This window comes from Pseudomonas sp. MWU12-2037 (genome assembly GCF_023242345.1).
GTDB classification, from domain to species: domain Bacteria; phylum Pseudomonadota; class Gammaproteobacteria; order Pseudomonadales; family Pseudomonadaceae; genus Aquipseudomonas; species Aquipseudomonas gingeri_D.
Genome location: NZ_JALLIZ010000004.1, coordinates 221474 through 248212 on the forward strand (window position 1 = coordinate 221474; position 26739 = coordinate 248212).

Genomic DNA, 26739 nt, shown 5'->3' on the forward strand with positions numbered 1-26739 from the left:
CCGATGATTAATAGTCATCGGGTTTTTTATTGCCTGAAGAAAGTCAATCAACTCTACTTTTAGAGTAAGAAACCTCCTAAAACATACAAACCTTTAACCGACACAACTTGCCTCATCAAAACCATCCCTGCAAAACCCTTGACAATGCTCAACCGTTACTATTCGTTAAAGAGCAGGCATGACATCCCATAGATAGTTACTACCCACTTGAGACGTTCATGCCTTATTTGCCAGATCAGCACGTGCCGACATAAAACACTCACAATAATCGGTAACGCGTCTGACCGTGAAACGACCTGACAACACTCAATTAGATAGCAGGACTATCCTTATGATGGATCTAGTAAACACCCTACAGTCTCGCTTCACGAAAGAGGACCTTATCGCCCCCCGTGTCGAGCAAGCGGCCCCGGAGGATGGGCTGCTGCCAGTCGGCGAGCTTGACAGTCCCCTTTCGGTTTCCCTGCCACTGTGGCCGAATGCACGGCCCGATGACCGCTATCAACTCACCTGGAACAATGTATTGATTGGCGACCCCATTCCACTGACGCCGCCTCTGCAATCGGGTGATATCTTGTATGCGCATCTCCCGGTCAGCACACTCGCCGTCGAAGGGACTTATCAACTTGGTTACCGAATCAGCACGGGGCCGGGCGCAATCGCCTATCAGTCGCAAACCACGCCCCTGGTTATTGATCGCAGCCCACCCGGCGGCACTCTTCTCGCCGCCCTTATCCTTCCGCCGGTCACCCTCGACGGCCTGAGCAACCATGAACTCGTCGCCCTGGGCAACCAACTCACCGTCACGGTTCCCGGTTACTTCGACATGCAGTGGGGCGATGTGATTCAAAGTTACTGGGGCGAGCAGGCCGGGCCCAGCCATACCGTGCAAGCCGATCAACTCGGCAGCGATAAAATCCGGCTCAGTGTCGACCGAAGTTTCCTCGAACACCTGGGCAACGGCGAATTCGCCCTGAGTTACAGCGTCCGCGATCGCGCCGGCAATACCTCCGTGCGCTCGCAAGCGGTCATGCTCAAGTTGCAGTTACAGCAGGCACCGGCCAACCTGCAAGCCCCCCTGGCCCTGCAACTGGAAAATGGCCAGGTCCATGATGCCCAGGCCCGCATCGGCGTGAAGATCGCGGTGCCCACCTACCAGCATGTCGCCATCGGCGACGAAATCTGCGTGCTGTGGAACGGCGAACGGGCCGCCGCCAGGCGGATCATCACCGCCCACGAACTGGACAAGCCTTTGCTGCTGAACGTCATGGCGCGTTATCTGGTGATTTCCCGCCACGGCGACGGCCCGGCCCGGCTGAACTACCAGGTTCGCCGCAATGGCGAGGTGTTCACCTCACCGACACTGGAACTCGAGGTTTTTTTGCAACTGCCCGGCCCGCAGGACCCGACCCCGCAGACGATGGTCAACGAGGCCCTGGCCGCGCCGTTGATCAAGGGCAAGAATCCGAATGGCCGGCGGCTGGACAACTACCTGGATGAGGACAATGCACAACTCTCGGCCGACGCGGTCATCGCCTGGCGCAAGGCGTTCCAGGCCGGCGACCGGATCAACCTGTTCTGGGGCCAGTCCAGCCAACCGCTGGTACACCTGATTACCCCTCGTGATGTCGAGGCCGCCTGCTATCTGGTGATCAACGTACCGAACAGCCTGATTGCCGAACAAGGCTGCGGCGTCGATATCAGTGTGCAGTACACCGTGACCCGGGAAGGCAATCCGAACACCTCCTACTCGCCCAAGCAATCGGTCGCGGTGATCTTCCAGATGCAGTTGCCGGGCGGTTCGGCGGGCCTGATGGAGCCGGTGTTCGCCGCGGCCAACGTGCTGAATGTAGTGGACCCGCGCCAGGACCCGGAGGGCACGGTGGTGCTGATCAGCCCCTACCGCAACATGAAAGTCGGCGACCGCATCGTCCTGCGCTTTTGCGGCTTCGACGCCCTCACTGGCGGCAACGAGATCGAGGCCGCGGCCTTCAGCAGCGAACGCCTGGTCAGCGAGCACGAACTGCGCAACGGCTGCCGGCTGCGGGTGCCGCTGGCGCGCCTGATGGCCATCGAGCATGGTCGTGGCCGGGCCCGCTATGAGGTGATCAGCGAGCTGGGGCGGGTCACCTCATTGCCCGCCGATGTCTACATCTCGTCACGCGCGACCGTCATGGCGCGTTGAGCGTCAGACACGAAAAAAGCCCTCGGCGATCCTTCGTCGAGGGCTTCGGATCAAAACGGTCGTCAATGACCGCGCCGATCAGAACGCGTAGCGCAGGCCGAGATTGACACCCCAGGGCTGCTCGATGTGCTCGCCCTTCATGTAATCGAAATCGGCATGCAGTTGCAGGTCCGTCGACAGCGCGGCGGAAACCCCCACGCCCAATTCGCCACGGGTGCCGAACAGGCTGTTGTCGAAGGCCGTGTCATTGACCTTCACCGTATTGTCGTTGCGGGAAAACTCATGGGCCATGGCCACCCGCAGATACGGCTGCAACAGACCGCCGTCGCGCAGTTCAAGGTTACGCCCCAGGGTCGCGCCGGCCTTGCCAAGCACGGAGACGGTACGGTCGTTCTCCGCTCGCAGCCCATTGTCCAATTGGTAGCTGCCGCCCTTGACCAGGACCGAGGACAACTGGGCGTAAGGCTCGACAAAGACATCGTCACGCAGCTTGATGTGTTTGCCTAACTCCAGCGAAGCGCCATAGGCGAAGTTGTCGTAGTCACCCTTGGCCTTGGTGCCGTTGGTCATCCTGACATCGGCCTGGTTATCGAAACGGTTCAGCTTGAGCACGCCGTCGAGGTAGTAGCCGTCGTCCCGCAGCCAGGTGCCGTAGGCACCGAGGGAGTAGCTGTCGACCGTGGCGGAGGTGCCACGATTGAGGCTCAGGTCGGAACGACTGTGGCCGGCCATGACCCCGACCAGCAACTGCCCGTCGCTGACCGGCACGGGCAGATCGGCCCCGAAAGACAAGCCTTTCTGGCGTTGCTTGTAGCCGAGCCCCGCCTCAGCGGTGATGTTGTGCTGGCTGCCGTAACTACGAATCCAGCCACCGCCCTCGCCACTGGTGCGAATTTCCCCCATGCGGCTGCGCAAAGTCGGCAGCTCGCCATACCAGATGGTCGGCCCGACGTTGAACAGCGCCAGCGAGGCCTCGGTCGAGGGGCTGATGGTCTTGCCGGAGCCGACGATAAACCAGTCATCGCCCTGCTTCTCCAACTGATAGGAGTAGACACCCAGGTCAATGCTGCCGCCGACCGCTTCGAACAGCGCATCGCCGCCTTCGGTGTGCACCACGTGCAAGGGCGTGATCTCCGGGGAGTTGGGTTCGAGCCCGGTGTTCTGGACATTCAGCAGGAAGTTGCCGTGGGCCTCGCCGTTGATATCCAGTTTGTCGCCGGTGTTGTCCATCAGGTTGACGTGCATATTGAACATGCCGGTACCGGACAGCTCCCCCAGCGACAGGGTGTAGAACTGCTCGGCCGAGCCCAGGGTCACGTTGCCGCCGTCCATGGACAGCGACTTGACCTCGGCGTCGCCGGTCAGCGTCCAGTTCGCTCGACTGTTGATCGCCACGCTGTTGGTGTTGATCAGGTTACCGAACAGTTGCGCGCCGTTTTGCAGGGTGACATCCAGGGTGCTGCTGTCGTCGGCCACCAGGTCGCCGCGCAGCAGGCTGCTGTCGGCGGTGAAACCGACGTTACTGGCGCCCGCGACGTCCAGCAAGATGCCGTTGCCGGACAGCAGGTGCGCGTCGTTCTGCACGGTGATTTTCGCAATCGTGCCTTCCACCGCCGAGATAGCCGGGCCAGAGAGACCTTCGATGATCGAGTTATCGACCACGATGTCGGCTTCCCGGGGAATGATCGGCCCGCCCGGCGCGGCGGTCCGGCCATCGAGCTGCAAGCCGATCGAATCGCCTTGCACATGACTGTTGTTGGTCATGGTCAGCGTTGCGCCGAGCAATTTTATCCCGACGCCCCCCACCCCGCCGAAGTCGCCGCCGAACACCCGGGTATTGTCGAGGCTCAGTTGTCCCAGCGCCGCCACCGCAATTCCGATTCCAGCTCCGGACAACGTACTGTCCTGGATAGTCGCCCTGGAGGCGGTTGTCGTACCCGCCGACGTCAGGGTACTCAGTTCGAGTGCCGTGCCGGTATCGTTGCGCACCTGCGCCTCATTGAGGGTAGCCCTGGCGCCCCCCAAGTGGATACCTCCGGTGACCGTACCGCCATTGACCCTCACCTGGGAGGTCGATCCGTCAGCCCTGACGCTGGTCGCGGCACCGCCGTCGACAATATCCAATATGCCGCCATTGATCACTTGCCATGACGTGGCCTCGCTCCCGGCCGTGACCGTCTCCCGGCGATTGTCCACTATCCCCTGGGGCTCATTGTCCGGAGCGTCTTGCGCCAGACTCACCGGGGACCCCAATACGGCCCCCATGAGGCAGGCGATTTTCCCGAGGCCTTTATACGGGGCCAATCGATAAGTCGTGCGTAACATTACTTCTTCTCCACCAAACAGAAGTAATAGTTTGATAAGGCTCGACCCCGATTTAATATTAAAAAAGGCCGTCAAAAAAGTAGGACACCTCCTAAATAACACAAGATACATTCCTACAAGAAAATCATGCTTTCGCACATCTCAACATCTAAAAAGCGCTTGACACTCTTTTCACATATCTATTACGTGAGCCCCAGATAGGAAAACACCTATCGATAAAACCTGAAGTAACGCATTCCTGACTTATCAATATCTGACACCGTCAGTCGCCTTATCTTCATCCATTTCCAATCAGGAACAGAAATATGTGCACAAACAAGAAGCGCCTTATTCTTACTCAAAACAGTTACACCCGAGCCAACCACAAAGAGCTGGATAAACCCGATGTAGCAAGTGCCTTTCCAGACGGCTTATTGCCCTTGAGTGCACTTAATGCACCACTTCCCGTCACCTTCAGATTATGGGACGACGCCACGACCGACCAGACCTATCAATTGTTCTGGGAGGGCGATGCCATTGGTACCCGCACCGATGTCCTCGATGAAGACCTGGCAAACCCGGAGGAATACCTGAGCCTGGATATTCCCGTGGAACTGCTGGTTGAGAAGAATGACCCGGTCAATCCAACCGATAAGAAATATAAGCTCAAATATCAGGTCTACGACAAAATCAGCAAAGAGGAAACCGACTCGTTCGAGACCCTGATCGAGGTCGACACCACCCGTCCCGGCCTGCCGAGCCATGGCCCGATGGCCTTCCCCCGGGAGGTCGATGATGGCCTGACTTCGGCGGAGTTGACCGCACTGGGCAATAGCCTCGATGTCATGGTGACCAGCTACAGCACCATGGCCGAGGGTGACTTCATCGAGACGTTCTGGGGCAACATCCCAGGCCCCACGGCCACGGTGCAGATGAACGATGTCGAGCTGGAGGAAGTCCCCCTGTCCTTCACCCGCGCCTTCCTTGAAGACGTCGAGTCCCAGGTCGGCAACGTCCTGTCGGATGTGACCTATATCGTCACCGACCGCGCCGGCAACGTCTCGCCGCGCTCCCTGGCGCGGCAGATCCGCCTGCTGCTGGCCGAGATCCCGGACGATCTGCCACGGCCGATCGTCGAACAGGCCAGCCCCGCACAAGGCGGGCTGATCGACTACAACGATGCGATCACCGGTGTCACCGTCGATATTCCACATTACCTGGGTGCCCAGGCCGAGGACCTGGTGACGCTCTATTGGGGCGACAACAACCCGTTGCCGGCCATTCCGGTCCAGGACGGCGAGGAAGACAACGATCCGGTTCTTTCGCCGGTCCTGCAATTCGACATTATCAATCGCTTCCCCGAGGCGACGGTCAATGTCCACTATGAAGTACGCCGCAACGGCCAACTGGTCGGGTCCTCGCTGGTGCAGCCCGTGGCGGTCTACCTGACCCTGCCCGTTCCGGAGGAACGCCTGCAGCCACTGACGATCCAGGGCACCAGCGGCAATCCCAACCGCGAAGACAACTTCATCGACCCGGACGACTATGAGCTGGATGGGCGGGCCATCTTCCGTTGGGTCAACGGCCTGCGGGTCGACGACTACGTCAACTTGCACTGGGGCCAGCAGGTGGTGGATCAGTGGTATCGGATCACCCAGGCGGACTTCAATGCCGGTGTCGATATCGACATTCCGGTGGGCAACCAGGTCATCAAAACCGAGGGGACCGGTGCCGCCATCCCGGTGACCTATACCATCACCCGCGACACCAACCCCAACCCGGCACTGGCGCCGAGCCAACCGGTGGTGGTGCGTTCGAAAATCGAACAACCCGGTGGCGAGCTCGGATTGCTGGAGCCGGTGTTCACCCGGCTGTCCGACGCCGGCCATGTCATTCCGAGCCTGAGTCCGGACGGCACGCCGGTACTGGTCAGGCCGTATGACAATATCCGCCTCTACCACGACATTGCCCTGACGTTCAAAGGGTTTGAACTGGACGGAACGCCTATCCCGGACGCGCTCTATGAAAAGACCGATACGATCAACCCGACCAATATCGGCACGGGCCTGACTTTTCTGATCCCGCTCCCCAAGTTGATCAGCATTTGCAAAGGTTATGCGGAGGTTACTTATCGGGTTGAACCGCGCCCTGAACATAATCAGGAACCGGCCAACTCGTTGATGGGCTCGGCCCCGGTCAGTATGAACAAACCCGGTGTCGGTTGCAGTTAACGCGCCAACTTAATATTCCCTGAAAACCTAAAAGCCCTTTATAAGCCAAGACTTATCAAGTGCCTCAGTGTGTCTGCGGCCTTCTCTTGAAGGCCGTATTCAAACAAGGAAATCAATATGACACTTAAAGCACCTGTTTTCGACCAGCCCCATGTTCCCGATGCCTTCGAAGATGGTTTGCTGCCCATCAGCGCACTGAATGCCCCGGTCCTGGTGACATTCAAAGTCTGGGACAATCCCTCGACCAGCGAAACTTACCAGTTGCTCTGGAACGAAGTGCCTATCGGCAATAGCGAATTTATCAAACCCGAGGACCAGCCCGGCGACACCCTGGAACTTTATGTTCCCCTCGACCAGCTGATCGAGGGCAAGTATCAACTGGCCTATCGTGTCACCGATAGTTTCAGCGAAGAATTCACCGACTCCTTCCCCTCCCCCGTCGAAATCGACACCACCGCCCCCGGCTATCCCACCACCCTCGCGCCCCTCGACTTCCCCGCGGCTGTCAGCGACGGCCTCACCTCGGAAGAACTGACGCAACTGGGCGATGTGCTGCCAGGCACCGTCCACGGCTACAGCGGCTTCGCCATCGGCGACCGGATCAGAACCTTCTGGGGAGCCACCGAAGGTCCCGGCGGCAAGGTCGAGGAAGATGACATGGAGGAGCCGCGAAAAGTCATCATCGAGTACCCCCGCGCCTTTCTCGAGTCCCTGGACGACTTCAACGGCCCGGTGTTCTATACGGTCACGGACCGCGCCGGAAATAGCTCCCAGGACTCGACCGCCATCGATGTGTTGCTGTTGCTCAACGGGCTTCCGCTGCCAGGCGACCTGCAACGCCCCACCATTCGCGGCGCCTCGCCCGAGGCTGTGGATAACCTGATCGACGAAAATGATTTTGAGCGGGATGCGCGTGCCGTCATTACCTGGAATCCCGGTTTGCGCGAAGGGCAAGACATCCAGTTGCTCTGGGCCGGACAACCGATGTTCGACCCGCCCTATGCCATCACCGAGGGCGATGTCGCCGCCGCCCGTGACCTGCACCTGCCGGTCCTCAACAGCCGCTTCAGGCCGCTGGGCACAGGCAGCGATATCCGCGTGTGGTACAGCGTGACCCAGGCCGGCAATCCGAACACTTCAAGATCGCCGGAGCAAAGCATCATCGTCCGCTCCCGCGATGAACTGCCCGGCGGACCCGAAGGGCCCGACGCCCCGCTATTCACCGAGCTGAACGAGAACGGCGCGATCAACACGGTCAACGGCCAGGACGGCGCACCGGTGCATATCGTCCCCTACTTCAATATCAAGGCAGGCGATGTCATCCACTTCCTTTACGAAGGTTTCGACCAGCTGATTGGCGGTAATCCAACAAACCAGTGGCCGCACACCTCCGCGCCATTGACCGAGGAACAGGTCCGCGACGGCTATGACCTGCGCGTCCCAAGAACGGTGCTGGATGCCACTTGCTACGGTCATGCCGAGGCCTCGTTCCACGTCGACAGCGTCACCGGAACCGGCCGCTCGAAACGCCGGAGCGCCTATCTGGACATGCGCGTGGCTGGTCGATGCCCGTCCGCCTTCAGCCAGTGACCTGATCTCTTTTGCCCGTGGAGCCTTTATCATGTCCAAGCACATCCATCAGCGAAACCTGGATAAACCGCTGATCCTCAGCGCCAATCCCGCCGGGGTCGGTGCCATCGATGTCGAAAACCCGGAGAAACCCTTGAACGTGCTGGTCGGGCCGTTGAACCTCAAGCCCCTGGATCATATCGATCTGTACTGGGCGGAGGCCGCGGAACCGGCCGCCACTTACGATCATCCCCTCGACGCGCCACCCACCAACGGCTTCGTGACCCTGTCCGTCGACAGCCGCAGCCTGGCGTCCGCCCCGGACCCGGTGCCGGTCACCTATCGCTTCAGCCCATTTCCCGGTGGCACATCGGAGGACTCCGACGCCAGCCACATCCGGGTAAAGCTGGAAGCCCCCGGCGGCATCGATACCGACCCGGCGACGCCCTATGAGAACGAAGCCCTGCGTCCACCCCAGGTGCAACCGTCGGGGGTGATCGTCGATCCGCAAGGCGTGCGGGTGATCATCGCGCCTTACCCGCACATGAGCGAAGGCGACCGGATCAGCGTGAGCTGGGCCGACCAGACGCTCCAACACCCGGCCTTGGGCGCGGCGGAACTGGAGCGAGAGGTGGTCGTCCCGATCCCCGCGCAAATCGTCGAAAGCGTCGGCAACTCCAGCAGCCTGCCGGTGCGCTACGAGATCCATGATGTGGTCGGCAACTGGTCGAAACGCTCACCCGCCACCGAGGTTGTGGTCAGTCTCGGGGGCTGACCACTCCCGCGTCGGTTGCCACCGGCCAGGCAACCGGCGCTTTACAGCGCCTGACTCAGGATAAAGTCGTGGATGTGCCGCGCCGCCGTGTCCAGATGCTGCCCATGGGTGAAACCGCTGGCCTTCAGCGGCTTGAGATCGTGATCGGCCGCTGCCAGCCAGCTCAGCTCGATTTGCGCCGACAGTTCATAACCCGACACGGTTTGCCGATTGCCCAGGGCATCGCGTTCGCCCTGCACGATCAGAGTCGGCGTGACGAGATCCGCCAGATGCGCCACCCGTGGTTTCTCCGGCTTGCCCGCCGCATAGAACGGATAGCCCAGGCATACCAGTCCTGACGCACCAAGGTCGTCGGCCAGCAGGCTGGCCATGCGTCCGCCCATGGACTTGCCGCCAATGAACAGCGGCCCCTGGACCTGACGCCGCACGCCCTCGTACACCTCGCGCCAACACTCCAGCAAGCGCGCCTGCGGGTTCGGTGGACGCTTGCCGCCATCCAGGCGCCGTTGCGCCATATAGGGAAACTCGAAACGCACCACGGCAATGCCCTGTGTCGCCAGGCGATCGGCCATGGCAGCCATGAAGTCACTGTCCATCGGCGCGCCGGCACCGTGGGCGAGGATCAGCGTGGCGAGCGGGCCAGCCTCCCCGACGGCGTTGTACAGATAGCCCGAGTCCACGACCCATGTGGCCTGGGAATGGGTTGTTTGCAGGGTCGACATGTCGCCTCTCATCTCACTGTCCGCACCGATCACGGCCCCCAAATGGGCCCGCGCCGGAAACCTAGATATGTAACGCATCGCTGCGCCGCTTTTCCTGAAAATGAAAACACCTTATCTGCCAGCCCAGACACTGCAAGGCCGGCGGTGCCGACACGGGACGCTCCCCGGTCCATTTCCAGACGAGTATTGCCATGCCTCAAGACGCCCTCACCCACGCCGAACAACCCGGCGCCAGTCGCCTTACAACGGATCTTGCAGTCGCGCCGATGCGTCAGAAGACGACGATGCCGCTGCTAAGCCGCACCTTCGCCAGCCTCGACGAAGCCGTCCAGTATGCCCACGGCCAGGCCGCTTTCAAAGGTTTGAAGCGCCCCTCGTCGTTTATCCTCAAGCAGGCACAGAAGGCGGAATTCACCGTTACGCAAGCGCTGGACAGCGCCCCGATGCCCTTCGACCCGGACGCGCTCTTCGGTCGGGACGCCCAGGGCCGGCTGCGGTTGCCCGAAGGCTTTATCCTCGCCGGCCTCTACTGCCAGGCCGAGACCGCCCATGAACAACTGCCGCCCCGGGAAAGCTGGCTGTACGAAAACTTTTTCAGTCCCTACGACCTGTTCGCCGGGCTCCACCACGCACGCCGTTCCCGTGCCCCCGCGCCTGGCGCGCACCCGCCGCCGTTGTTTTTCGGCACCCCCGACGGGGCGCTGCTGGCCTACCACCCAGGGGACAGCGAACTGGAGCAGGCACTGCTGCCCGAAGGCGCGGACTGGCAGGCACGGGCCCGGCACGCTCGCGAGCAACTGTTGAGCGGCGCACTGCCGCCCCACCAATTCGTCCGCACGATCGCCGCCGCCGGCTCCTTGCTGGTGTTGCACGGCAGCTACCTGTGGAACCGACAGGGGCGGGTCGACCCGATCCATTGGGCCCCCTTCACCGACGCCGTCCTGCCTGAACTGGGCCCGGCCTTCCTCTCGGCGGACGACGCCGCCCGCCATGCCCAACAGCTGATCCAGGGGGGGAGCGACAAGGAGTTCGGCGGGCTGATCTTCCAACGCCAGGACGCGACCTTTGTCGCCACGCTGCCGACCACCGGTAACGACCGCCGCTTCAACCGCAATACCCTGTATCCGATCACCGAAACCGGTATCGCCAGCTTCCCCCCCGGACACCGGCTCTATGCCGTCTACCGTTCCAACATAAGCCTGTCGGCCCTCAAGGAGCAAAACGACGGGCCCCTCGACAGGCCCTCGATACTCTCCGAACAGGAGACCCGCCTGCGCCTGAAAAGCATCACCCCGGATGAGGTCCTGACCACCCTTCTCGCCCGGCCACAGGGGGTCAGGGCGTTTTATGCACTGATGACCGACTCCACCATCATCAAATACATGCCCAGCGGCTCCGCTGAAGAGGACGCGTTGATCCCGCGCCTGCTGCCGGGTAATGATCTCAGCGACCTCAATCGGTTGCTGCCCAGCGAGTTCATCAAATCCCTGGCCAAAACCGGCGCGCTCTACGTGGTCCGTGGCGATACCTACTGGGGCCCGCCCGGCCAGGTGCCCAGCGATTGGGCACCCTATCCAGCGCAGAAAGCCTCGACTCCGGCCTTGCCGGCCTTCGGGCCACTGTTCGACAGCGCGGATGCCGCGGCCCTGTACGCCAACGAACGCATCAATGGTCATTACCGCGACCGGCGGATCGGCGTGATTATCAGCGACAGCCACCAGCGCTACGCCACCAGCGAACCGCTGAGCGCCCGGGAACCGCTGTTTGCCGCGGACCCACGCTTGCCCACCGGCGCCGACGGTTCTCCGACATTGCCGTCCGGCTGTCGCCTGGCCGGCTTCTACTACAGCGCCGCGCTGTATCCGCGACGCCTGCCGTGCAAGGACGTCTGGATATACCGCAACTTCTTTCTGCCCGCTGAGCTGCTGGCGGCGCTCAAACAGATCAAAGCCTATCGTCCGGAGCCGAACTCGCCGATCCTGCCCTTGTACCTGAGCACCCGCGATGGTGCGCAGTTGAAATACCGTTCGCTGGATATCCACGCCGACCAAGCGCTGCTCGCCGGCAGCGAAAACCTGCTGAGCTACGGCGAACGCCTGGTCAAGGGCATCCTCGACCCGCTGAATTTCATTCACGCGCTGGCCGACAGCGGTGAACTGAGCGTGCTTCAGCCCAGTGAACTGTGGGGACCGGCCGGTCGGGTCAGCAGTGAATGGCACGCTTATCATCAGTTGCAACGGCGCGTCCTCGGCCCGCTCTTCGCCAGCGCCGACGACGCGGCACGCCACGCCCACGAGCAGATCCCCCGCCGTTACGACAAGGTCCATGGCGGAGTGATCCTGAAACGCGCGGACGGCCTGTTTGTCGCCAGCGCGCCGCTGGTTTCAGCCACCGAGATCTTCGACCACACGCTGGTATTCCCCCACCGAAATGGCTTTCCCCTGGAAGATCACACGATTGTCGGGACCTACAGCTCACGCCTGGGCAACCTGGATTTCCTGCTGGCGGCGACGGAAGCCCAGCTGTACCTGAACCTGTTTCCGACCTGGGACATCTATCGGGCCATCAAGGATCGCGCGATTCCATTGCGCTATTTCTCCGGCCAGGACGGCTCGTTGATCCGCTACACCAGCCAGCACTCCCCGAGCGAAATCGACCTGTTCAAGACGCTGTCGCCCTCGCCGACAGACTCGCTGAACCTGATGGAAAATCCCACGGAACAACGCTTCAAGAGCGGCCTGGAGACCGACAAGGGCGCCGTGCTGACATTCGCTCGTGATCTGGTCAAGGCCGGCGAGCTGCGGGTGCTGGTCCCTGGTCGCGATATCTGGACCAGCCCCGGTAAAGTGCTGTCGATTCGTGACAGCGCCGCCGGGGTGCTGGTCGAGACGGACCAGGCAGCGATTGCCAACTATTCCCCTGTGTTCAGCCCGGTATTCATGAGCGCCGCGGATGCCGTGCGGCATGCCCTTGCGCAAACCAATCCGAGAACCCGGCGCAACTTCGGCTTTATTTTCAAGAAAACCGAGAAGGAATACGTCTCTACCGCCCCCGCCCTCGACATCAGCGGTGACTTCGATCGCACGCTTATACTCCCGCCCGATATCGCCGTTCTCAGCCTGATCCCCGGTTATCGCCTCGATGGCCTCTATGTGTCGGAACCCCGGCGGGAGGCGTCGCCCAGCGACAGGGTCTACCAACACTTTATTTCAGTGCGCGATTTCGCCCACGCCATAAAGACCGCTCGCGAAACGGCAATCGTGCCAGGCCACCAGAGCACCACCCGGCTGTATCTGGCGAGCGCCGACGGGGCCTTGTTCAGCTACCAGGTGCCGTTGGTGCCCGATGCCGACGAAGTGCTGCGGGGCAGTCTCTTTCACAACGACGGTATCGATACCCAGGGCCAGTTGGAGAACGGCTCGCTGTCCGGTCGTGACTATGTTCGTCGCGTGGCCGCCAGCGGCAAATTGAGTGTCTTGCGGCCCGGTACGCTGTGGCGCCAGACAGGCCCGGTCAGTACCACCTGGGACCCATCCGACGGTGTATCCGACACCACCGAACGTTATGCCCTCAGCCCGCTTTTCGCTCACCCGGACGATGCCGCGCGTTATACCCATGGCAAGATCGGCCAGGGTCGAGGCGCACTGCTGGCGGATGCGATCTATCGCACCTCCGCCCCTGACGGTTATGTCACCCTCGAACCTTTCGTCGATGGCCAGGCGATCAAGGTCACCCGCACCCTGGCCGACCGGAAGACACAGGCACTGGAGCAACAGCGTCTTGAATTGACCCTGGGGAAAACCCCGCTCGACAGTATTCACTATGCCAAACCCCTCGACCCTGCCCGCTATCAGACCGGCGACACACCCTGCGCCGACTTTTTCTGCGTCGAGGATATCTGCTTCGTCACCAAGACCCTGCTGGCGGAAAATCTCTTCCTCAACGGTATCTACTACTCCAGCCAGGACGGCGCCTTGCTCAAGTACGAGCCGAGGGATTCCAGCGCACAACGGGATTTGTGCATACCGGTCGAACCGGTCAGCGGCAACAGCATCACCCTGCCTCATGTTCGCTTGATCAACGCCGTCGCCAGCGCGGGCAAATTGAGTGTGCTGGAGACCAGTCCGCTCTGGGAGAAGGCAGGCCCGATCTCCCCCACCTGGAACCCGCCGCCGGCCAGCGCCGATCGACGCCCGCGCGCCACGCGGGAGCTGGTCCCGCCGCTGATCAACAGTTTTAATCTCGGCGGCATCGGCGCCACCGATGTGATCGACCCGCAACGGCCGTTGCCCGTGGTGATCGCCCCGCTGGAGCTGAAACCCAGGGATCGGATCGACCTGTATTGGGGCAGCCATCCCGATCCGGTCGCCAGCCATACCCAGGACAGCACACCCGGCGCCAGCCACCTGACCCTGCGGGTCGAAACCCGCTGGATCATGTCGGCGGAAGCCGTGACGGTGCGCTACGTCCTCACCCCCTTTCCCGGCGGCGCGCCGGAAACCGCCGAAACCCAGGTACGGATCAAGCTGGACGTCCCCGGCGACCCCGACACCCAATCCGCGACGCCCACCGTCAACGACAAGCTGGAACTGCCGGTGATCCTGCCGCCCGGAGTAATCGAAGACCCGGAAGGGGTCAGCGTGATGATCAAGCGTTATGCGAACATGGCCGCCGGCGATGCGATCGTGGTGTCCTGGCATGGCCGCCTGGTGCAGCACCCACCCTTGCTGGCCCCGAGCGACGAAGTGGTGGTGCCGATCGATCCGCAGATTATCCGCGAGGCCGGCAACTCCGACGCGATCATCGTGCGTTACGAGATACGCGATGGGGTCAACAACTGGTCGCGCTGGTCACGCCCGGCCCTGGTCGAAGTCGGCATCGGCGATCCGGACCTGCGCCCGCCGGTGGTCCCCCGTGCCCAGGGCATGCAACTGAACCTGGACACACTCAATGGCGCCGACGTGCAGACCCTGGTGCTGCGGTATGAAGGCATGAGCAGCGCCCAGACCCTGCGCCTGCTGGTCGAACGGGAAACCGCCCTCGGCGCGACGCTGCCCGCGTACAGCGCGATGCTGCCCGGCAGCGACAGCGATGCCTTCGTCTCCTTCGAAGTGCCGAACGAGCAGTTTCTCCTGATCATCCGGGGCCAGGCGCGGTTCTACTACTACGTCGAGACGCCCAACCAGCCCGCGCGCCGTTCCCGGAGCCTGCCATTGCAGATCACCGGCCGCGCCCTGACCCTCAAGCCGCCCCGGGTGCCCGTGGCCGAAGCCAACGGCAATGTGCTCGACCCGACGCAAACCGGCGTGATTGCCCGGGTTGAGCCCTACTCGTTTATCGCCCCGGGCCAGAGCGTGACCCTGATCTGGCTCGGCACCACCGCCGCCGGCATGGAAACCCGCCACCAGGAGGCCAAGGCGGTAATCGGGACCGACCAGGACATCGACTTCAGCATTCCGGACGACCAGGTCAGCGTGCTGGCCGGGGGCTCCGTGGTGGTGCGCTATGAAGTCCAGACCGTCGCCCCGGAGCCCGTCGTGTCCCAGGCCCTGCTGTTGCCGGTCAGCGCCAGCCCGCTGGATCTGCCGGTGCCCAAGGTGCTGGAGGCCCACGACACGCTGCTGTTCCCGCTGCAGGCGCTGATGGGCGCGACGATCCGGGTCGGCTATGTCATGGAGACCCGCGACAGTATCCAGGCCTACTGGCGCGGCACGCCCGGTGCCGGCACCCCTCTTATCGATGCCAAGCCCGGCAGTGCCGGCGGCAGTGTCGACTTCGCCGTGCCCGTCACGGCGGTCAGCGCCAATATCGGCAAACGCGTGGAGGTCGGCTATACCGTCACCCGCGACGGCATCCCCGCCCCATCGGAGAAACTGCTGCTGGACGTCCTGCCCATCGCCCAGGATGACCTGCCCACGCCCTTCGTTCATCAGGCACCGGACAATCAGGTCCTCGACCTCAACACCTTCAGCGGCGATGCCCGCATCGAGATCCTGAAATGGCCGCATATCCAGCTCGGGCAACGGGTCTGGTTGCGTGGCGAAGGTACCCGGGCCGACGGCCGGCCTTACTCCTTCGCGATTTGGGAGGCCCGGGAAATCCCCTCGATCGCCGACGCCTTCGACGACCCCGTGCCACGGGGGGAGCTTGATCAATTGAAAGACCTCAGCGGCCTGACCTTCATCTTCAAGGTGACCTTCGACGGCAGCCCCGACGAATCCACCGCCCTGAGCTTCCCCCGGCTACGCCTGGTGGTGCGGACCAGACAGCGGGTGCCGGAACTGCTCTTCGACACCCACCCCGCCAGCCTGCCCGGCAAGATCTACCTGATTCCCTGCCACCCACAGGTGCTGCCGGCCTTCGGCCCGGGCACGACGAGCCAGCGCACGGCCAGCGGCGGCGTGCCCGGCTATCACTACAGCAGCGACAACCCGCGGATTGCCGTGGTCGACGGCAACGGCAAGGTCAGCGTGCGTGGCAATGGCCAGACCCGGATCCGGGTCAACGACAGCGCCGGGCAGCGCAAAAGCTACGAAGTCAGCGTCAGCGGCGTGGTCCAGTGCTACAACCTGGGCGAGGGCAGCAACGACGAGACCCTGCACAAGGCCCGGCAAAAAGGCCTGAGCATTCCGTCTCTGGACGAACTGATCAGCATCCGCACGGCCTACGGCAACCGCTGGCCGTTGCAGTCGCCGCTCAAGCCGAAAACCTGGTCATCGACCAGCAAAAGCCCGTTGGGACTGGTGCACGCGGTACTCGACATGACCTTGGACGTGGTCGAGCCGGAGCACCCCTATATCAAGGTCACCCCCGGCCTGAGCCTGCTCTATGAAGCCAGCGGCCTGGGTATCGGGTCCGCGCTGCTCCTCGACTGCAAAAAAGCCCGGGGCCTGCCCGAGAATGCCCGGGAGCTGGAGCGACCCAGGGTCGAGGCGGCCCTGGATGACGGCCAGGGACTGCTGCCGATCAGCGCCCTCGACGCCCCCGTACGGGTGACCTTCCCGGTCTGGAGCAACCCTTCCACCGACGAGACCTATCAGCTGCTGTGGGGCACGGAATTGCTGGGCAGCCCGGTGTTCATCGGTCCGGGCGATAATCCCGGGGACACCCTGAACCTGGACATTCCCGTCGAGGCGTTGACCCACGGTAACCACGAACTCAGATACCGGGCATACGACACCATCAGCCAGCAATGGACGGACTCGTTCCCGACCCTGATCGAGGTCGACCGTGAAAAACCCGGCCAGCCGTTGCTCGCGGCCATGGCTTTTCCACCCCAGGTCCACGACGGCCTGACCTCGGCGCAGCTGAACCAACTGGGTAATGTGCTGCCGGGGACCATCGCCAGCTACAACGGTTTCGCGGTCGGCGACCAGGTGAGCACCTTCTGGGGCAATATCGAGGGGCCGGGGATGCGGGTCATGGAACTCAAGACCATCGTCATCGAGTTTCCCCGCGCCTTTCTCCTCTCACTGGGGGCCGATGCCGATTGGCCGGTGTCCTACCGGATCCAGGACCGCGCGGGCAACCTGTCGGAACGCTCGGAAGCGGTCACCGTCAAGTTACGACTGTCGGGCAGTGGGCGTCCCGATCTGGTGTTCGACCAGCGTCCGGTGACGCTCAGCGGCAAGATCTACCTGATCCCCGGCCATCCGACGGTGTTGCCCGCCTTCGGCCCAACCACCTCGGTCCGACGCCAGGCCAGTGGCGGTACGCCCGGTTATACCTACAGCTCGGGCAATCCGGCGATTGCCGTGGTCGACGCGTCCGGTCTGGTCACGGTGCGCGGCAACGGCAGCACGACCATCACCGTGCGCGATCAGGGTGGACAGATGAAAAGCTACAACCTGACGGTCAGCGGCGTTATCCACTGCCATGGGCTGGGACTGGGCACCTTTGCCAATATGCAGGCGAAGGCCAACGCCGGGCATCGGCGCCTGCCGGCACGCGCCGAGTTGAAGGAAATCCATCGCCTCTACGGCAACCGCTGGCCCCTGGGCGCCCAGCGCGAATGGCTGGAGGAGACCCTGCGGGAAACGGAGTCGACGAGCTCGCGGGATTTCGGCCTGACCTGGTCCACCGACCGGGCGACCGTGGTGCCGCCGATCAAGTACTACGTGGCGCACCTGCCCAGCGGCAAGGAGTCGATCCTGTTCGACCTGAGTAACGCCTATGGCCTGGGCCTGAGCTGAACCGAAACCTGCGCCGGCCTTGAGGCTTGAGCGCATACCCTGTGGGAGCGGTGCTTGTCGGATTGCCGTAGCGCCGCGAAGCTTTTAGCGGTCTCACGGCCCTATTCGCGGGCAAGCCCCGCTCCCACACCCGCCCCATTGACCCTCGTCAATACCACCCGCTGGCTATTTGCCCATGCTTGGCTGGCTTTTAGTCTGCCTATAACTCCAGATCCCGCGAATGCAACAGCGCCGGCCGGGTCTGAACCGTGGATGGGGAACCATGAACACTTCAATCAGTACCGCCTACAACTACAAGGTGGTCCGCCAATTCGCCATTATGACGGTGGTGTGGGGCATCGTCGGCATGGGGCTCGGGGTTTTCCTCGCGGCCCAATTGGTCTGGCCCGAACTCAACTTCAACCTGCCCTGGACGAGCTTTGGACGCCTGCGCCCGCTGCACACCAATGCGGTGATCTTCGCCTTCGGTGGCTGCGCGCTGTTCGCCAGTTCCTACTACTCGGTGCAACGCACCTGCCAGACCCAGCTGTTTGCGCCGAAGATCGCGGCGTTCACCTTCTGGGGCTGGCAACTGGTGATCCTCCTGGCGGCCATCAGCCTGCCGCTGGGCTACACCAGCTCCAAGGAATACGCCGAACTGGAATGGCCGATCGATATCCTGATCACCATTGTCTGGGTCGCCTACGCCATCGTGTTCTTCGGCACGCTGGTGAAGCGCACCACCAAGCACATCTATGTCGGTAACTGGTTCTTCGGTGCCTTCATCATCACCGTGGCGATCCTGCATATCGTCAACAACCTGGAACTGCCGGTCAGCCTGACCAAGTCCTACTCGATCTACTCCGGCGCTACCGATGCCATGGTCCAGTGGTGGTACGGGCACAACGCAGTGGGCTTCTTCCTGACCGCCGGCTTCCTCGGGATGATGTACTACTTCGTGCCGAAACAGGCCGAGCGCCCGGTGTACTCCTATCGCCTGTCCATCGTCCACTTCTGGGCGCTGATCACCCTGTATATCTGGGCCGGTCCCCACCACCTGCACTACACCGCCCTGCCGGACTGGGCCCAGTCCCTGGGCATGGTGATGTCGCTGATCCTCCTGGCCCCGAGCTGGGGCGGCATGATCAACGGCATGATGACCCTCTCCGGGGCCTGGCATAAGTTGCGCAGCGACCCGATCCTGCGCTTTTTGGTGGTGTCCCTGGCGTTCTACGGCATGTCGACCTTCGAAGGGCCGATGATGGCGATCAAGACCGTCAACGCCCTCTCCCACTACACCGACTGGACCATCGGCCACGTGCACGCCGGCGCCCTCGGTTGGGTGGCGATGATCTCCATCGGCGCGCTGTACCACATGATCCCGAAAATCTTCGGCCGCCCGCAGATGCACAGCATCGGCCTGATCAACGCGCACTTCTGGCTCGCTACCATCGGCACCGTGCTCTACATCGCCTCGATGTGGGTCAACGGCATCGCCCAGGGCCTGATGTGGCGCGCGGTCAACGATGACGGCACCCTGACCTACTCCTTCGTCGAAACCCTGGTGGCCAGCCACCCCGGCTACGTCGTCCGGCTGATCGGCGGGGCAATCTTCTTCAGCGGCATGTTGCTGATGGCCTACAACACCTGGCGCACCGTGCGCGGCGCGCAACCCGCCGCCGTGATCGCCGCCGCGCAGATGGCCTGAGGAGTTCGTCATGAAACACGAAGTGATTGAAAAGAACGTCGGCCTGCTGATGCTGCTGATGGTACTGGCCGTGAGCATCGGCGGCCTGACCCAGATCGTTCCGCTGTTTTTCCAGGATGTCACCAACAAGCCGGTGGAAGGCATGAAGCCCTACACCGCACTGCAACTGGAAGGCCGCGATATCTACATCCGCGAAGGCTGCGTCGGCTGTCACTCGCAGATGATCCGCCCATTCCGTGCCGAGACCGAACGCTACGGGCACTACTCGGTGGCCGGTGAAAGCGTCTGGGACCACCCGTTCCTCTGGGGTTCCAAGCGCACCGGACCGGACCTGGCCCGGGTCGGCGGGCGCTACTCGGAAGACTGGCACCGCGCGCACCTGTACAACCCGCGCAACGTGGTCCCGGAATCGAAAATGCCGGGCTACCCCTGGTTGGTGGCCAACCCGCTGGACAACAGCCTGACCGAAACCAAGCTGCGGGCGATGCGCACCCTGGGCGTGCCCTACACCGACGACGATATCGCCGGGGCCAGGGATTCCGTGAAGGGCAAGACCGAAATGGACGCCCTGGTCGCCTACCTGCAAGTGCTCGGCACTTCGATCAAGAGCAAGAGGTGAGTCATGGACATGAGTAGCGGAATGATCCGCGGCCTCGGCACCCTGGTGGTGTTCATCGCCTTTATCGGCCTGGCCCTCTGGGTGTTCAACGCCAAGCGTACTTCCGAGTTCGCCGAAGCCTGCATGCTGCCCTTCGCCGATGACGAGCCGCTTCCCGCCCCCCCTGAAGATCCCACTGCAACAAGGAGCACCCGGCCATGACCACCTTCTGGAGTGCGTATATCTGCGTACTGACCATCGGCAGCCTGATCGGCCTGACCTGGTTGCTGATCGGCACACGCAAGGGTGAAACCAAGGGCAGCGTCGACCAGACCATGGGCCACAGCTTCGACGGCATCGAGGAGTACGACAACCCGTTGCCGCAGTGGTGGTTCATGCTGTTCGCCGGGACCCTGGTGTTTGCCGTCGGCTACCTGATCCTCTACCCCGGCCTGGGCAACTGGAAAGGTATCCTGCCCGGCTACGAGAACGGCTGGACCGGCGTCCACGAATGGGAAAAGGAAATGGACAAGGCCGATGCCAAGTTCGGACCGATCTTCGCCAAATTCGCGGCCATGCCCGTGGAACAAGTAGCCAAGGACCCGCAAGCGCTGAAAATGGGCGGACGCCTGTTCGCCTCCAACTGCGCGGTGTGCCATGGCTCGGACGCCAAGGGCGCCTACGGTTTCCCCAACCTCGCCGACGAGATCTGGCGCTGGGGCGGCAGTGCCGACACGATCAAGACCACCATCATGGGCGGACGCATCGCGGCCATGCCGGCCTGGGGCGAAATCCTCGGTGAGGACGGGGTGAAGAACGTCGCGGCCTATGTCCGTCACGACCTGGCCAAGCTACCGCTGGCGCAGGATTCCACGGCGGACCTCGCGGCGGGCCGGCAAACCTTCAGCACCACCTGCATCGCCTGCCACGGCGCCACCGGCCAGGGCAGCCAGATCATGGGCGCCCCCGACCTGACCCAGCCTTCCGGCTTTATCTACGGTAGCAGCCTGGTGCAATTGCAACAGACCATCCGCCACGGCCGCCAGGGCCAGATGCCGGCCCAGAGCGAATTGCTCGGCAACGATAAGGTGCAGTTGCTGGCCGCTTACGTGTTCAGCCTCTCCCATGGCGGTCAAGGAGAAAACAAAGCCCAATAACCACCGGATATTTCCTGTCGCATCGATCAGGATGCGACAGTTCCCCGCCTGTACGCGACCCAATGTCGCACCTCTCTTTTAGTCCGCCTACCCACTCCAGGGAATCGGTACTAAGCTTTGCTCACTTCGATCAAACCGCATCCCCTCGCCTGCCGGACGATTCCGGCCTTTTCGAGGGCGCGTTTTGACCTTACACCGAGCATGGAAAGGCCGCAGAATCAGCGTCGCACGGTATTGACCCAGGTCATGCCGCGTTGCAATGACCCTGGGCTTTATCCATACTTGCGGGCGATTTTCACCCCTAATAAATATACCTAAACCGTGGAACCTTAGAATGAGCACAGCAATCAGTCCGACTGCTTATAACTATAAGGTAGTCCGCCAGTTCGCCATCATGACGGTGGTCTGGGGGATCCTTGGCATGGGGCTCGGTGTCTTCATCGCCTCGCAACTGGTCTGGCCGGAGTTGAATTTCGGCCTGCCCTGGACGAGTTTTGGACGCCTGCGCCCGCTGCACACCAACCTGGTGATCTTCGCCTTCGGTGGTTGTGCGTTGTTTGCCACCTCCTACTATGTCGTGCAGCGAACCTGCCAGGTACGACTGATCTCCGACGGCCTCGCGGCCTTCCACTTCTGGGGTTGGCAGGCGGTGATCGTCGGTGCCGGGATCACCCTGCCCCTGGGTTACACCACCACCAAGGAATACGCCGAACTGGAATGGCCGCTGGCAATCCTCCTGGCGATTGTCTGGGTGGTCTACGCCCTGGTGTTCTTCGGCACCATCATCAAGCGCAAGACCAAGCACATCTATGTCGGCAACTGGTTCTACGGTGCCTTCATCATCGTCACCGCGATGCTGCACATCGTTAACCACATCTCGCTGCCGGTGAGCTTCTTCAAGTCCTACTCGGCCTATGCCGGGGCGACCGATGCGATGATCCAGTGGTGGTACGGCCATAACGCCGTGGGCTTCTTCCTGACCACCGGCTTCCTGGGGATGATGTACTACTTCGTGCCGAAACAGGCCGAGCGGCCGATCTACTCCTATCGCCTGTCCATCGTGCACTTCTGGGCGCTGATCACCCTGTATATCTGGGCCGGCCCGCACCACCTGCACTACACCGCCCTGCCGGACTGGGCCCAGTCCCTGGGCATGGCGATGTCGATCATCCTCCTGGCACCGAGCTGGGGCGGCATGATCAACGGCATGATGACCCTCTCGGGCGCCTGGCATAAGCTGCGCACCGACCCGATCCTGCGCTTTTTGGTGGTGTCCCTGGCGTTCTACGGCATGTCGACCTTCGAAGGGCCGATGATGGCGATCAAGACCGTCAACTCGCTGTCCCACTACACCGACTGGACCATCGGCCATGTGCACGCCGGGGCCCTGGGTTGGGTAGCGATGATCTCCATCGGCGCGATCTACCACATGATCCCGAAAATCTTCGGGCGTCCGCAGATGCACAGCATCGGCCTGATCAACGCGCACTTCTGGCTCGCCACCATCGGCACCGTGCTCTACATCGCCTCGATGTGGGTCAACGGCATCACCCAGGGCCTGATGTGGCGCGCGATCAACGACGACGGCACCCTGACCTACTCGTTCGTCGAAGCCCTGCAGGCCAGCCATCCCGGCTATATCGTACGCGCCATCGGCGGTGCGTTCTTCGCCAGCGGCATGCTGTTCATGGCCTACAACGTGTTCCGTACCGTTCGCGCCTCGGACCCGGCTGAAGCTGAAGCCGCCGCTCAGATCGCTGTCGTTGGAGCTCACTGATGAAGCACGAAGTAGTCGAGAAGAATATCGGCCTGCTGGCCTTCTTGATGGTCATCGCCGTGAGCATCGGCGGCCTGACCCAGATCGTCCCGTTGTTCTTCCAGGACGTCACCAATAAGCCGGTCGAAGGCATGAAGCCACGCCCGGCACTGGAACTGGAAGGCCGTGACATCTTTATCGCCAACGGTTGTGTCGGCTGCCACTCGCAGATGATCCGCCCGTTCCGCGCCGAGACCGAACGCTACGGGCACTATTCTGTAGCCGGTGAAAGCGTCTGGGACCACCCGTTCCTCTGGGGTTCCAAGCGCACCGGGCCGGACCTGGCCCGGGTCGGCGGGCGTTACTCCGATGACTGGCACCGCGCGCACCTGTACAACCCGCGCAACGTGGTGCCCGAGTCGAAAATGCCGGCTTATCCGTTCCTGGTGGAAAACAGGCTCGACGGCAAGGACACGGCGAAGAAAATGGAAGTCCTGCGCACCCTCGGCGTGCCTTACACCGACGAAGACATCGCCGGGGCCAAGGATGCCGTGAAGGGCAAGACCGAAATGGACGCGCTGGTGGCCTACTTGCAGGGCCTGGGCACCATCATCAAAAGCAAACGGTGATCTGGATGGATATCGGGATGATTCGTGGCCTGGGCACCCTGGTGGTGATGGTGGCCTTTATCGGCCTGGCGCTGTGGGTGTTCAGCCCACGGCGCAAATCGGAATTCGAGGATGCAACCCTGTTGCCTTTCGCGGATGACCCCGAAGCCATCAAGCAGGTCGAAAAAGCGTCTAGGAGTAATAAAGAATGACTATGTTCTGGAGTCTGTACGTCACAGTCCTCACTCTGGGTACCATCTTCGCCCTGACCTGGCTGCTGCTGTCCACCCGCAAGGGACAGCGCGCCGATCAGACCGAGGAGACGGTTGGCCACTCCTTCGACGGTATCGAGGAATACGACAACCCGCTGCCCAAATGGTGGTTCATGCTGTTCGTCGGCACCATCATCTTCGCCCTCGGTTACCTGGTCCTGTACCCGGGCCTGGGTAACTGGAAAGGCCTGCTGCCCGGCTACGCCTACCTCGACAACGATAAGCAGACCGCCTTCGCCAACGGCCAGACCGGCTGGACCGGCGTGCACGAGTGGGAAAAGGAAATGGCCCGCTCGGATGCCAAGTTCGGGCCGATCTTCGCCAAGTACGCGGCCATGCCCATCGAGGACGTGGCCAAGGACCCGTTGGCGCTGAAGATGGGCGCACGGCTGTTCGCCTCCAACTGCTCGGTGTGTCACGGTTCCGACGCCAAGGGCGCCTACGGCTTCCCCAACCTGACCGACGAAGACTGGCGCTGGGGCGGTGAACCGGAAACCATCAAGACCACCATCATGGGCGGTCGCCACGCGGTGATGCCGGCCTGGGCCGACGTCATCGGTGAGCAGGGCGTGGCCGATGTCGCCTCGTTCGTGCTGACCAATCTGGATGGGCGCAAGCTGCCGGAAGGCGCCAAGGCCGATCCGGTGGCGGGGCAGAAACTCTTCGCCACCAACTGCGTGGCCTGCCACGGTCCTGAAGGTAAAGGCACCCCGGCCATGGGCGCGCCGAACCTGACGCACCCGGCGGCGTTCATCTACGGTTCAAGCTTCGCGCAGTTGCAACAGACCATCCGTTATGGTCGCCAAGGGCAGATGCCGGCCCAGGCGCAGTTGCAGGGCAACGACAAGGTTCACTTGCTCGCTGCCTATGTCTACAGCCTGTCCCACGGTGATAACAAACCTGCTGAATAAGCCAGTTTGAGCAACCCCCGACGGCCCCACCAGCATAACTGGCGGGGCCGTTTTCATTACGCGCGGCCGCTTTCCACACGCAGGAAACACCCCACGGGTCGGCGGATCAGAGATCGCCATAGCCGGCGCCAATCCGCCCCCACTCACGATCAATCATCTATAGTCAATTGACTTGGATCATGCTTTGTTACATCCGCTACACCATACTGAGCGCAGACCCAACGCGACCAAAGGTCGCACCCTTGGAGCGCAGGGACGGGCGTATCATTGCGCCATTGCACTACTCTTTCCGATCGCGGTCGGCACGTACTGACCGAGGCATTTCCCCCAGCCGTGGGACGCAATAATGAGCAAGCAGATTCCGGTACACGACGTCACGCCACCTGCCAAACCCGCCAATGCAACTGTCGACCTCTACGCTTCGCGAGAGAAAATCTACACCCGTGCCTTCACCGGCCTGTTCCGCAACCTGCGGATGGTGGGGGGGGCCGGCCTGTTCCTGCTGTACTTCGGTACCGTGTGGCTGAGCTGGGGCGGTCACCAGGCCGTGTGGTGGAACCTGCCCGAACGCAAGTTCTTCATCTTCGGCGCGACCTTCTGGCCCCAGGACTTCATCCTGCTCTCGGGTCTGCTGATCATCGCCGCCTTCGGCCTGTTCTTCATCACCGTCTATGCCGGACGGGTCTGGTGCGGCTATACCTGTCCGCAAAGCGTCTGGACCTGGATCTTCATGTGGTGTGAAAAGGTCACCGAAGGCGACCGCAACCAGCGCATCAAGCTGGACAAGGCGCCCATGGGCGCTAACAAATTCCTGCGCAAATTCGCCAAGCACAGCCTGTGGCTGCTGATCGGTTTTGTCACCGGCATGACCTTTGTCGGCTACTTCTCGCCGATTCGCGAACTGGTCATCAGCTTCTTCACCGGCGAGGCCGATGGCTGGTCGTACTTCTGGGTCGGCTTCTTCACCCTCGCCACCTACGGCAACGCCGGCTGGCTGCGCGAACAGGTGTGCATCTACATGTGCCCCTATGCCCGCTTCCAGAGCGTGATGTTCGACAAGGACACGCTGATCGTCTCCTACGACCCGCGCCGGGGCGAAGAGCGGGGTCCGCGCAAGAAAGGCGTCGACTACAAGGCCCAGGGCCTGGGCGACTGCATCGACTGCACGATGTGCGTGCAGGTCTGCCCCACCGGTATCGACATTCGCGACGGCTTGCAGATCGAGTGCATCGGCTGCGCCGCCTGCATCGACGCCTGCGACAGCATCATGGACAAGATGCAGTACCCCCGCGGGCTGATCAGCTACACCACCGAACACAACCTTTCCGGGCAGAAAACCCATAAGCTGCGGCCACGCCTGATCGGTTATGCACTGGTGCTGTTGACCATGATCGGCCTGCTGGTGACGGCGTTCTTCATGCGTCCGCTGGTGGGTTTCGACGTCAGCAAGGACCGCGTGCTGTACCGCGAGAACGCCGAAGGGCGGATCGAAAACGTCTACAGCCTGAAGATCATGAACAAGGATCAGCGCGACCATACCTATGTCCTGGACGCCAGCGGACTGCCCGACCTGAAACTCCAGGGCAAGCGCGAAATCCACGTGGCCGCCGGCGAGATATTCAGCATGCCGATGGAACTGTCCAGCGCCCCCGAGCAACTGCCGTCGAGTACCAACGAGGTGAAATTCACCTTGCGCGATGCCGATGACGACAGCGTTCATATTGAAGCCAAGAGCCGATTCATCGGCCCGCAAATCCGTTAAGGAACGACAC

16 protein-coding genes are annotated in these 26739 nt (G+C 62.2%); 14 read left to right on the forward strand and 2 right to left on the reverse strand.

Going from position 1 to position 26739, the window contains the following annotated elements:
- Window positions 1-331 precede the first annotated feature (331 nt).
- Entirely contained in the window at window positions 332-2185 is a 1854-nt protein-coding gene (locus tag M5B42_RS09025; RefSeq protein ID WP_248745608.1) for a hypothetical protein, read from the forward strand.
- Between the two features lie 78 nt (window positions 2186-2263).
- On the opposite strand, the gene M5B42_RS09030 is transcribed toward M5B42_RS09025, so the two are convergent.
- Window positions 2264-4426, reverse strand: coding sequence for an autotransporter outer membrane beta-barrel domain-containing protein (locus tag M5B42_RS09030; protein ID WP_248745609.1), 2163 nt, complete (start codon window positions 4424-4426; stop codon window positions 2264-2266).
- 503 nt (window positions 4427-4929) lie between these two features.
- Here M5B42_RS09030 and M5B42_RS09035 point away from each other — a divergent pair.
- From M5B42_RS09035 to M5B42_RS09045, 3 genes are all read left to right on the forward strand, one after another.
- Window positions 4930-6720 carry a hypothetical protein gene (locus M5B42_RS09035; RefSeq protein WP_248745610.1) on the forward strand — a complete coding sequence of 597 codons (1791 nt, stop codon included), beginning with the start codon at window positions 4930-4932 and terminating at the stop codon, window positions 6718-6720.
- A 117-nt stretch (window positions 6721-6837) separates the two neighbouring features.
- On the forward strand, window positions 6838-8310 hold the full coding sequence (locus M5B42_RS09040) for an addiction module component (protein WP_248745611.1): 1473 nt from the start codon (window positions 6838-6840) through the stop codon (window positions 8308-8310).
- 31 nt (window positions 8311-8341) lie between these two features.
- A complete protein-coding gene (locus M5B42_RS09045; RefSeq protein ID WP_248745612.1) occupies window positions 8342-9064 on the forward strand; it encodes a hypothetical protein in 723 nt (240 codons plus the stop codon).
- A gap of 41 nt (window positions 9065-9105) precedes the next feature.
- Here the strand turns inward: M5B42_RS09045 and M5B42_RS09050 are convergent, their stop codons facing one another.
- Window positions 9106-9786: an alpha/beta family hydrolase gene (locus tag M5B42_RS09050; protein WP_248745613.1), complete on the reverse strand. Its 681-nt coding sequence runs from the start codon at window positions 9784-9786 to the stop codon at window positions 9106-9108.
- A gap of 191 nt (window positions 9787-9977) precedes the next feature.
- On the opposite strand from M5B42_RS09050, the gene M5B42_RS09055 reads away from it, so the two are divergent.
- From M5B42_RS09055 to ccoG, 10 genes are all read left to right on the forward strand, one after another.
- Window positions 9978-17978: an Ig-like domain-containing protein gene (locus M5B42_RS09055; RefSeq protein WP_248745614.1), complete on the forward strand. Its 8001-nt coding sequence runs from the start codon at window positions 9978-9980 to the stop codon at window positions 17976-17978.
- Between the two features lie 262 nt (window positions 17979-18240).
- The gene (ccoN, locus tag M5B42_RS09060; protein ID WP_152737001.1) at window positions 18241-19665 is read left to right on the forward strand and encodes a cytochrome-c oxidase, cbb3-type subunit I; all 1425 of its coding nucleotides are present in this window, start codon (window positions 18241-18243) and stop codon (window positions 19663-19665) included.
- A gap of 10 nt (window positions 19666-19675) precedes the next feature.
- Window positions 19676-20284, forward strand: a complete 609-nt coding sequence (ccoO, locus tag M5B42_RS09065; protein ID WP_248745615.1) for a cytochrome-c oxidase, cbb3-type subunit II — start codon at window positions 19676-19678, stop codon at window positions 20282-20284.
- A gap of 3 nt (window positions 20285-20287) precedes the next feature.
- Entirely contained in the window at window positions 20288-20485 is a 198-nt protein-coding gene (locus tag M5B42_RS09070; RefSeq protein ID WP_103499660.1) for a CcoQ/FixQ family Cbb3-type cytochrome c oxidase assembly chaperone, read from the forward strand.
- On the forward strand, window positions 20482-21420 hold the full coding sequence (gene ccoP, locus M5B42_RS09075; protein WP_152737002.1) for a cytochrome-c oxidase, cbb3-type subunit III: 939 nt from the start codon (window positions 20482-20484) through the stop codon (window positions 21418-21420). Before M5B42_RS09070 ends, ccoP (M5B42_RS09075) begins: the two co-directional genes overlap by 4 nt.
- Before the next feature lie 334 nt (window positions 21421-21754).
- Window positions 21755-23197: a cytochrome-c oxidase, cbb3-type subunit I gene (gene ccoN / locus M5B42_RS09080; protein ID WP_248745616.1), complete on the forward strand. Its 1443-nt coding sequence runs from the start codon at window positions 21755-21757 to the stop codon at window positions 23195-23197.
- A complete protein-coding gene (gene ccoO, locus M5B42_RS09085; RefSeq protein ID WP_103499335.1) occupies window positions 23197-23805 on the forward strand; it encodes a cytochrome-c oxidase, cbb3-type subunit II in 609 nt (202 codons plus the stop codon). Before ccoN (M5B42_RS09080) ends, ccoO (M5B42_RS09085) begins: the two co-directional genes overlap by 1 nt.
- Before the next feature lie 5 nt (window positions 23806-23810).
- Window positions 23811-23996, forward strand: coding sequence for a cbb3-type cytochrome c oxidase subunit 3 (locus M5B42_RS09090; protein ID WP_100940961.1), 186 nt, complete (start codon window positions 23811-23813; stop codon window positions 23994-23996).
- Window positions 23993-24967 carry a cytochrome-c oxidase, cbb3-type subunit III gene (ccoP, locus tag M5B42_RS09095; RefSeq protein ID WP_152737004.1) on the forward strand — a complete coding sequence of 325 codons (975 nt, stop codon included), beginning with the start codon at window positions 23993-23995 and terminating at the stop codon, window positions 24965-24967. Before M5B42_RS09090 ends, ccoP (M5B42_RS09095) begins: the two co-directional genes overlap by 4 nt.
- A 346-nt stretch (window positions 24968-25313) precedes the next feature.
- Window positions 25314-26729 carry a cytochrome c oxidase accessory protein CcoG gene (ccoG, locus tag M5B42_RS09100; RefSeq protein ID WP_103499333.1) on the forward strand — a complete coding sequence of 472 codons (1416 nt, stop codon included), beginning with the start codon at window positions 25314-25316 and terminating at the stop codon, window positions 26727-26729.
- The last annotated feature ends 10 nt before the right edge of the window (window positions 26730-26739 follow it).

Coding starts and splice junctions, on each gene's coding strand:
- ccoO (WP_248745615.1), top strand. CDS start 19,676: ATGAAACACGAAGTGATTGAAAAGAACGTCGGCCTGCTGATGCTGCTG.
- ccoP (WP_152737002.1), top strand. CDS start 20,482: ATGACCACCTTCTGGAGTGCGTATATCTGCGTACTGACCATCGGCAGC.
- ccoN (WP_248745616.1), top strand. CDS start 21,755: ATGAGCACAGCAATCAGTCCGACTGCTTATAACTATAAGGTAGTCCGC.
- M5B42_RS09040 (WP_248745611.1), top strand. CDS start 6,838: ATGACACTTAAAGCACCTGTTTTCGACCAGCCCCATGTTCCCGATGCC.
- ccoP (WP_152737004.1), top strand. CDS start 23,993: ATGACTATGTTCTGGAGTCTGTACGTCACAGTCCTCACTCTGGGTACC.
- M5B42_RS09055 (WP_248745614.1), top strand. CDS start 9,978: ATGCCTCAAGACGCCCTCACCCACGCCGAACAACCCGGCGCCAGTCGC.
- M5B42_RS09050 (WP_248745613.1), bottom strand. CDS start 9,786: ATGTCGACCCTGCAAACAACCCATTCCCAGGCCACATGGGTCGTGGAC.
- M5B42_RS09070 (WP_103499660.1), top strand. CDS start 20,288: ATGGACATGAGTAGCGGAATGATCCGCGGCCTCGGCACCCTGGTGGTG.
- M5B42_RS09090 (WP_100940961.1), top strand. CDS start 23,811: ATGGATATCGGGATGATTCGTGGCCTGGGCACCCTGGTGGTGATGGTG.
- M5B42_RS09025 (WP_248745608.1), top strand. CDS start 332: ATGATGGATCTAGTAAACACCCTACAGTCTCGCTTCACGAAAGAGGAC.
- M5B42_RS09045 (WP_248745612.1), top strand. CDS start 8,342: ATGTCCAAGCACATCCATCAGCGAAACCTGGATAAACCGCTGATCCTC.
- ccoO (WP_103499335.1), top strand. CDS start 23,197: ATGAAGCACGAAGTAGTCGAGAAGAATATCGGCCTGCTGGCCTTCTTG.
- ccoN (WP_152737001.1), top strand. CDS start 18,241: ATGAACACTTCAATCAGTACCGCCTACAACTACAAGGTGGTCCGCCAA.
- ccoG (WP_103499333.1), top strand. CDS start 25,314: ATGAGCAAGCAGATTCCGGTACACGACGTCACGCCACCTGCCAAACCC.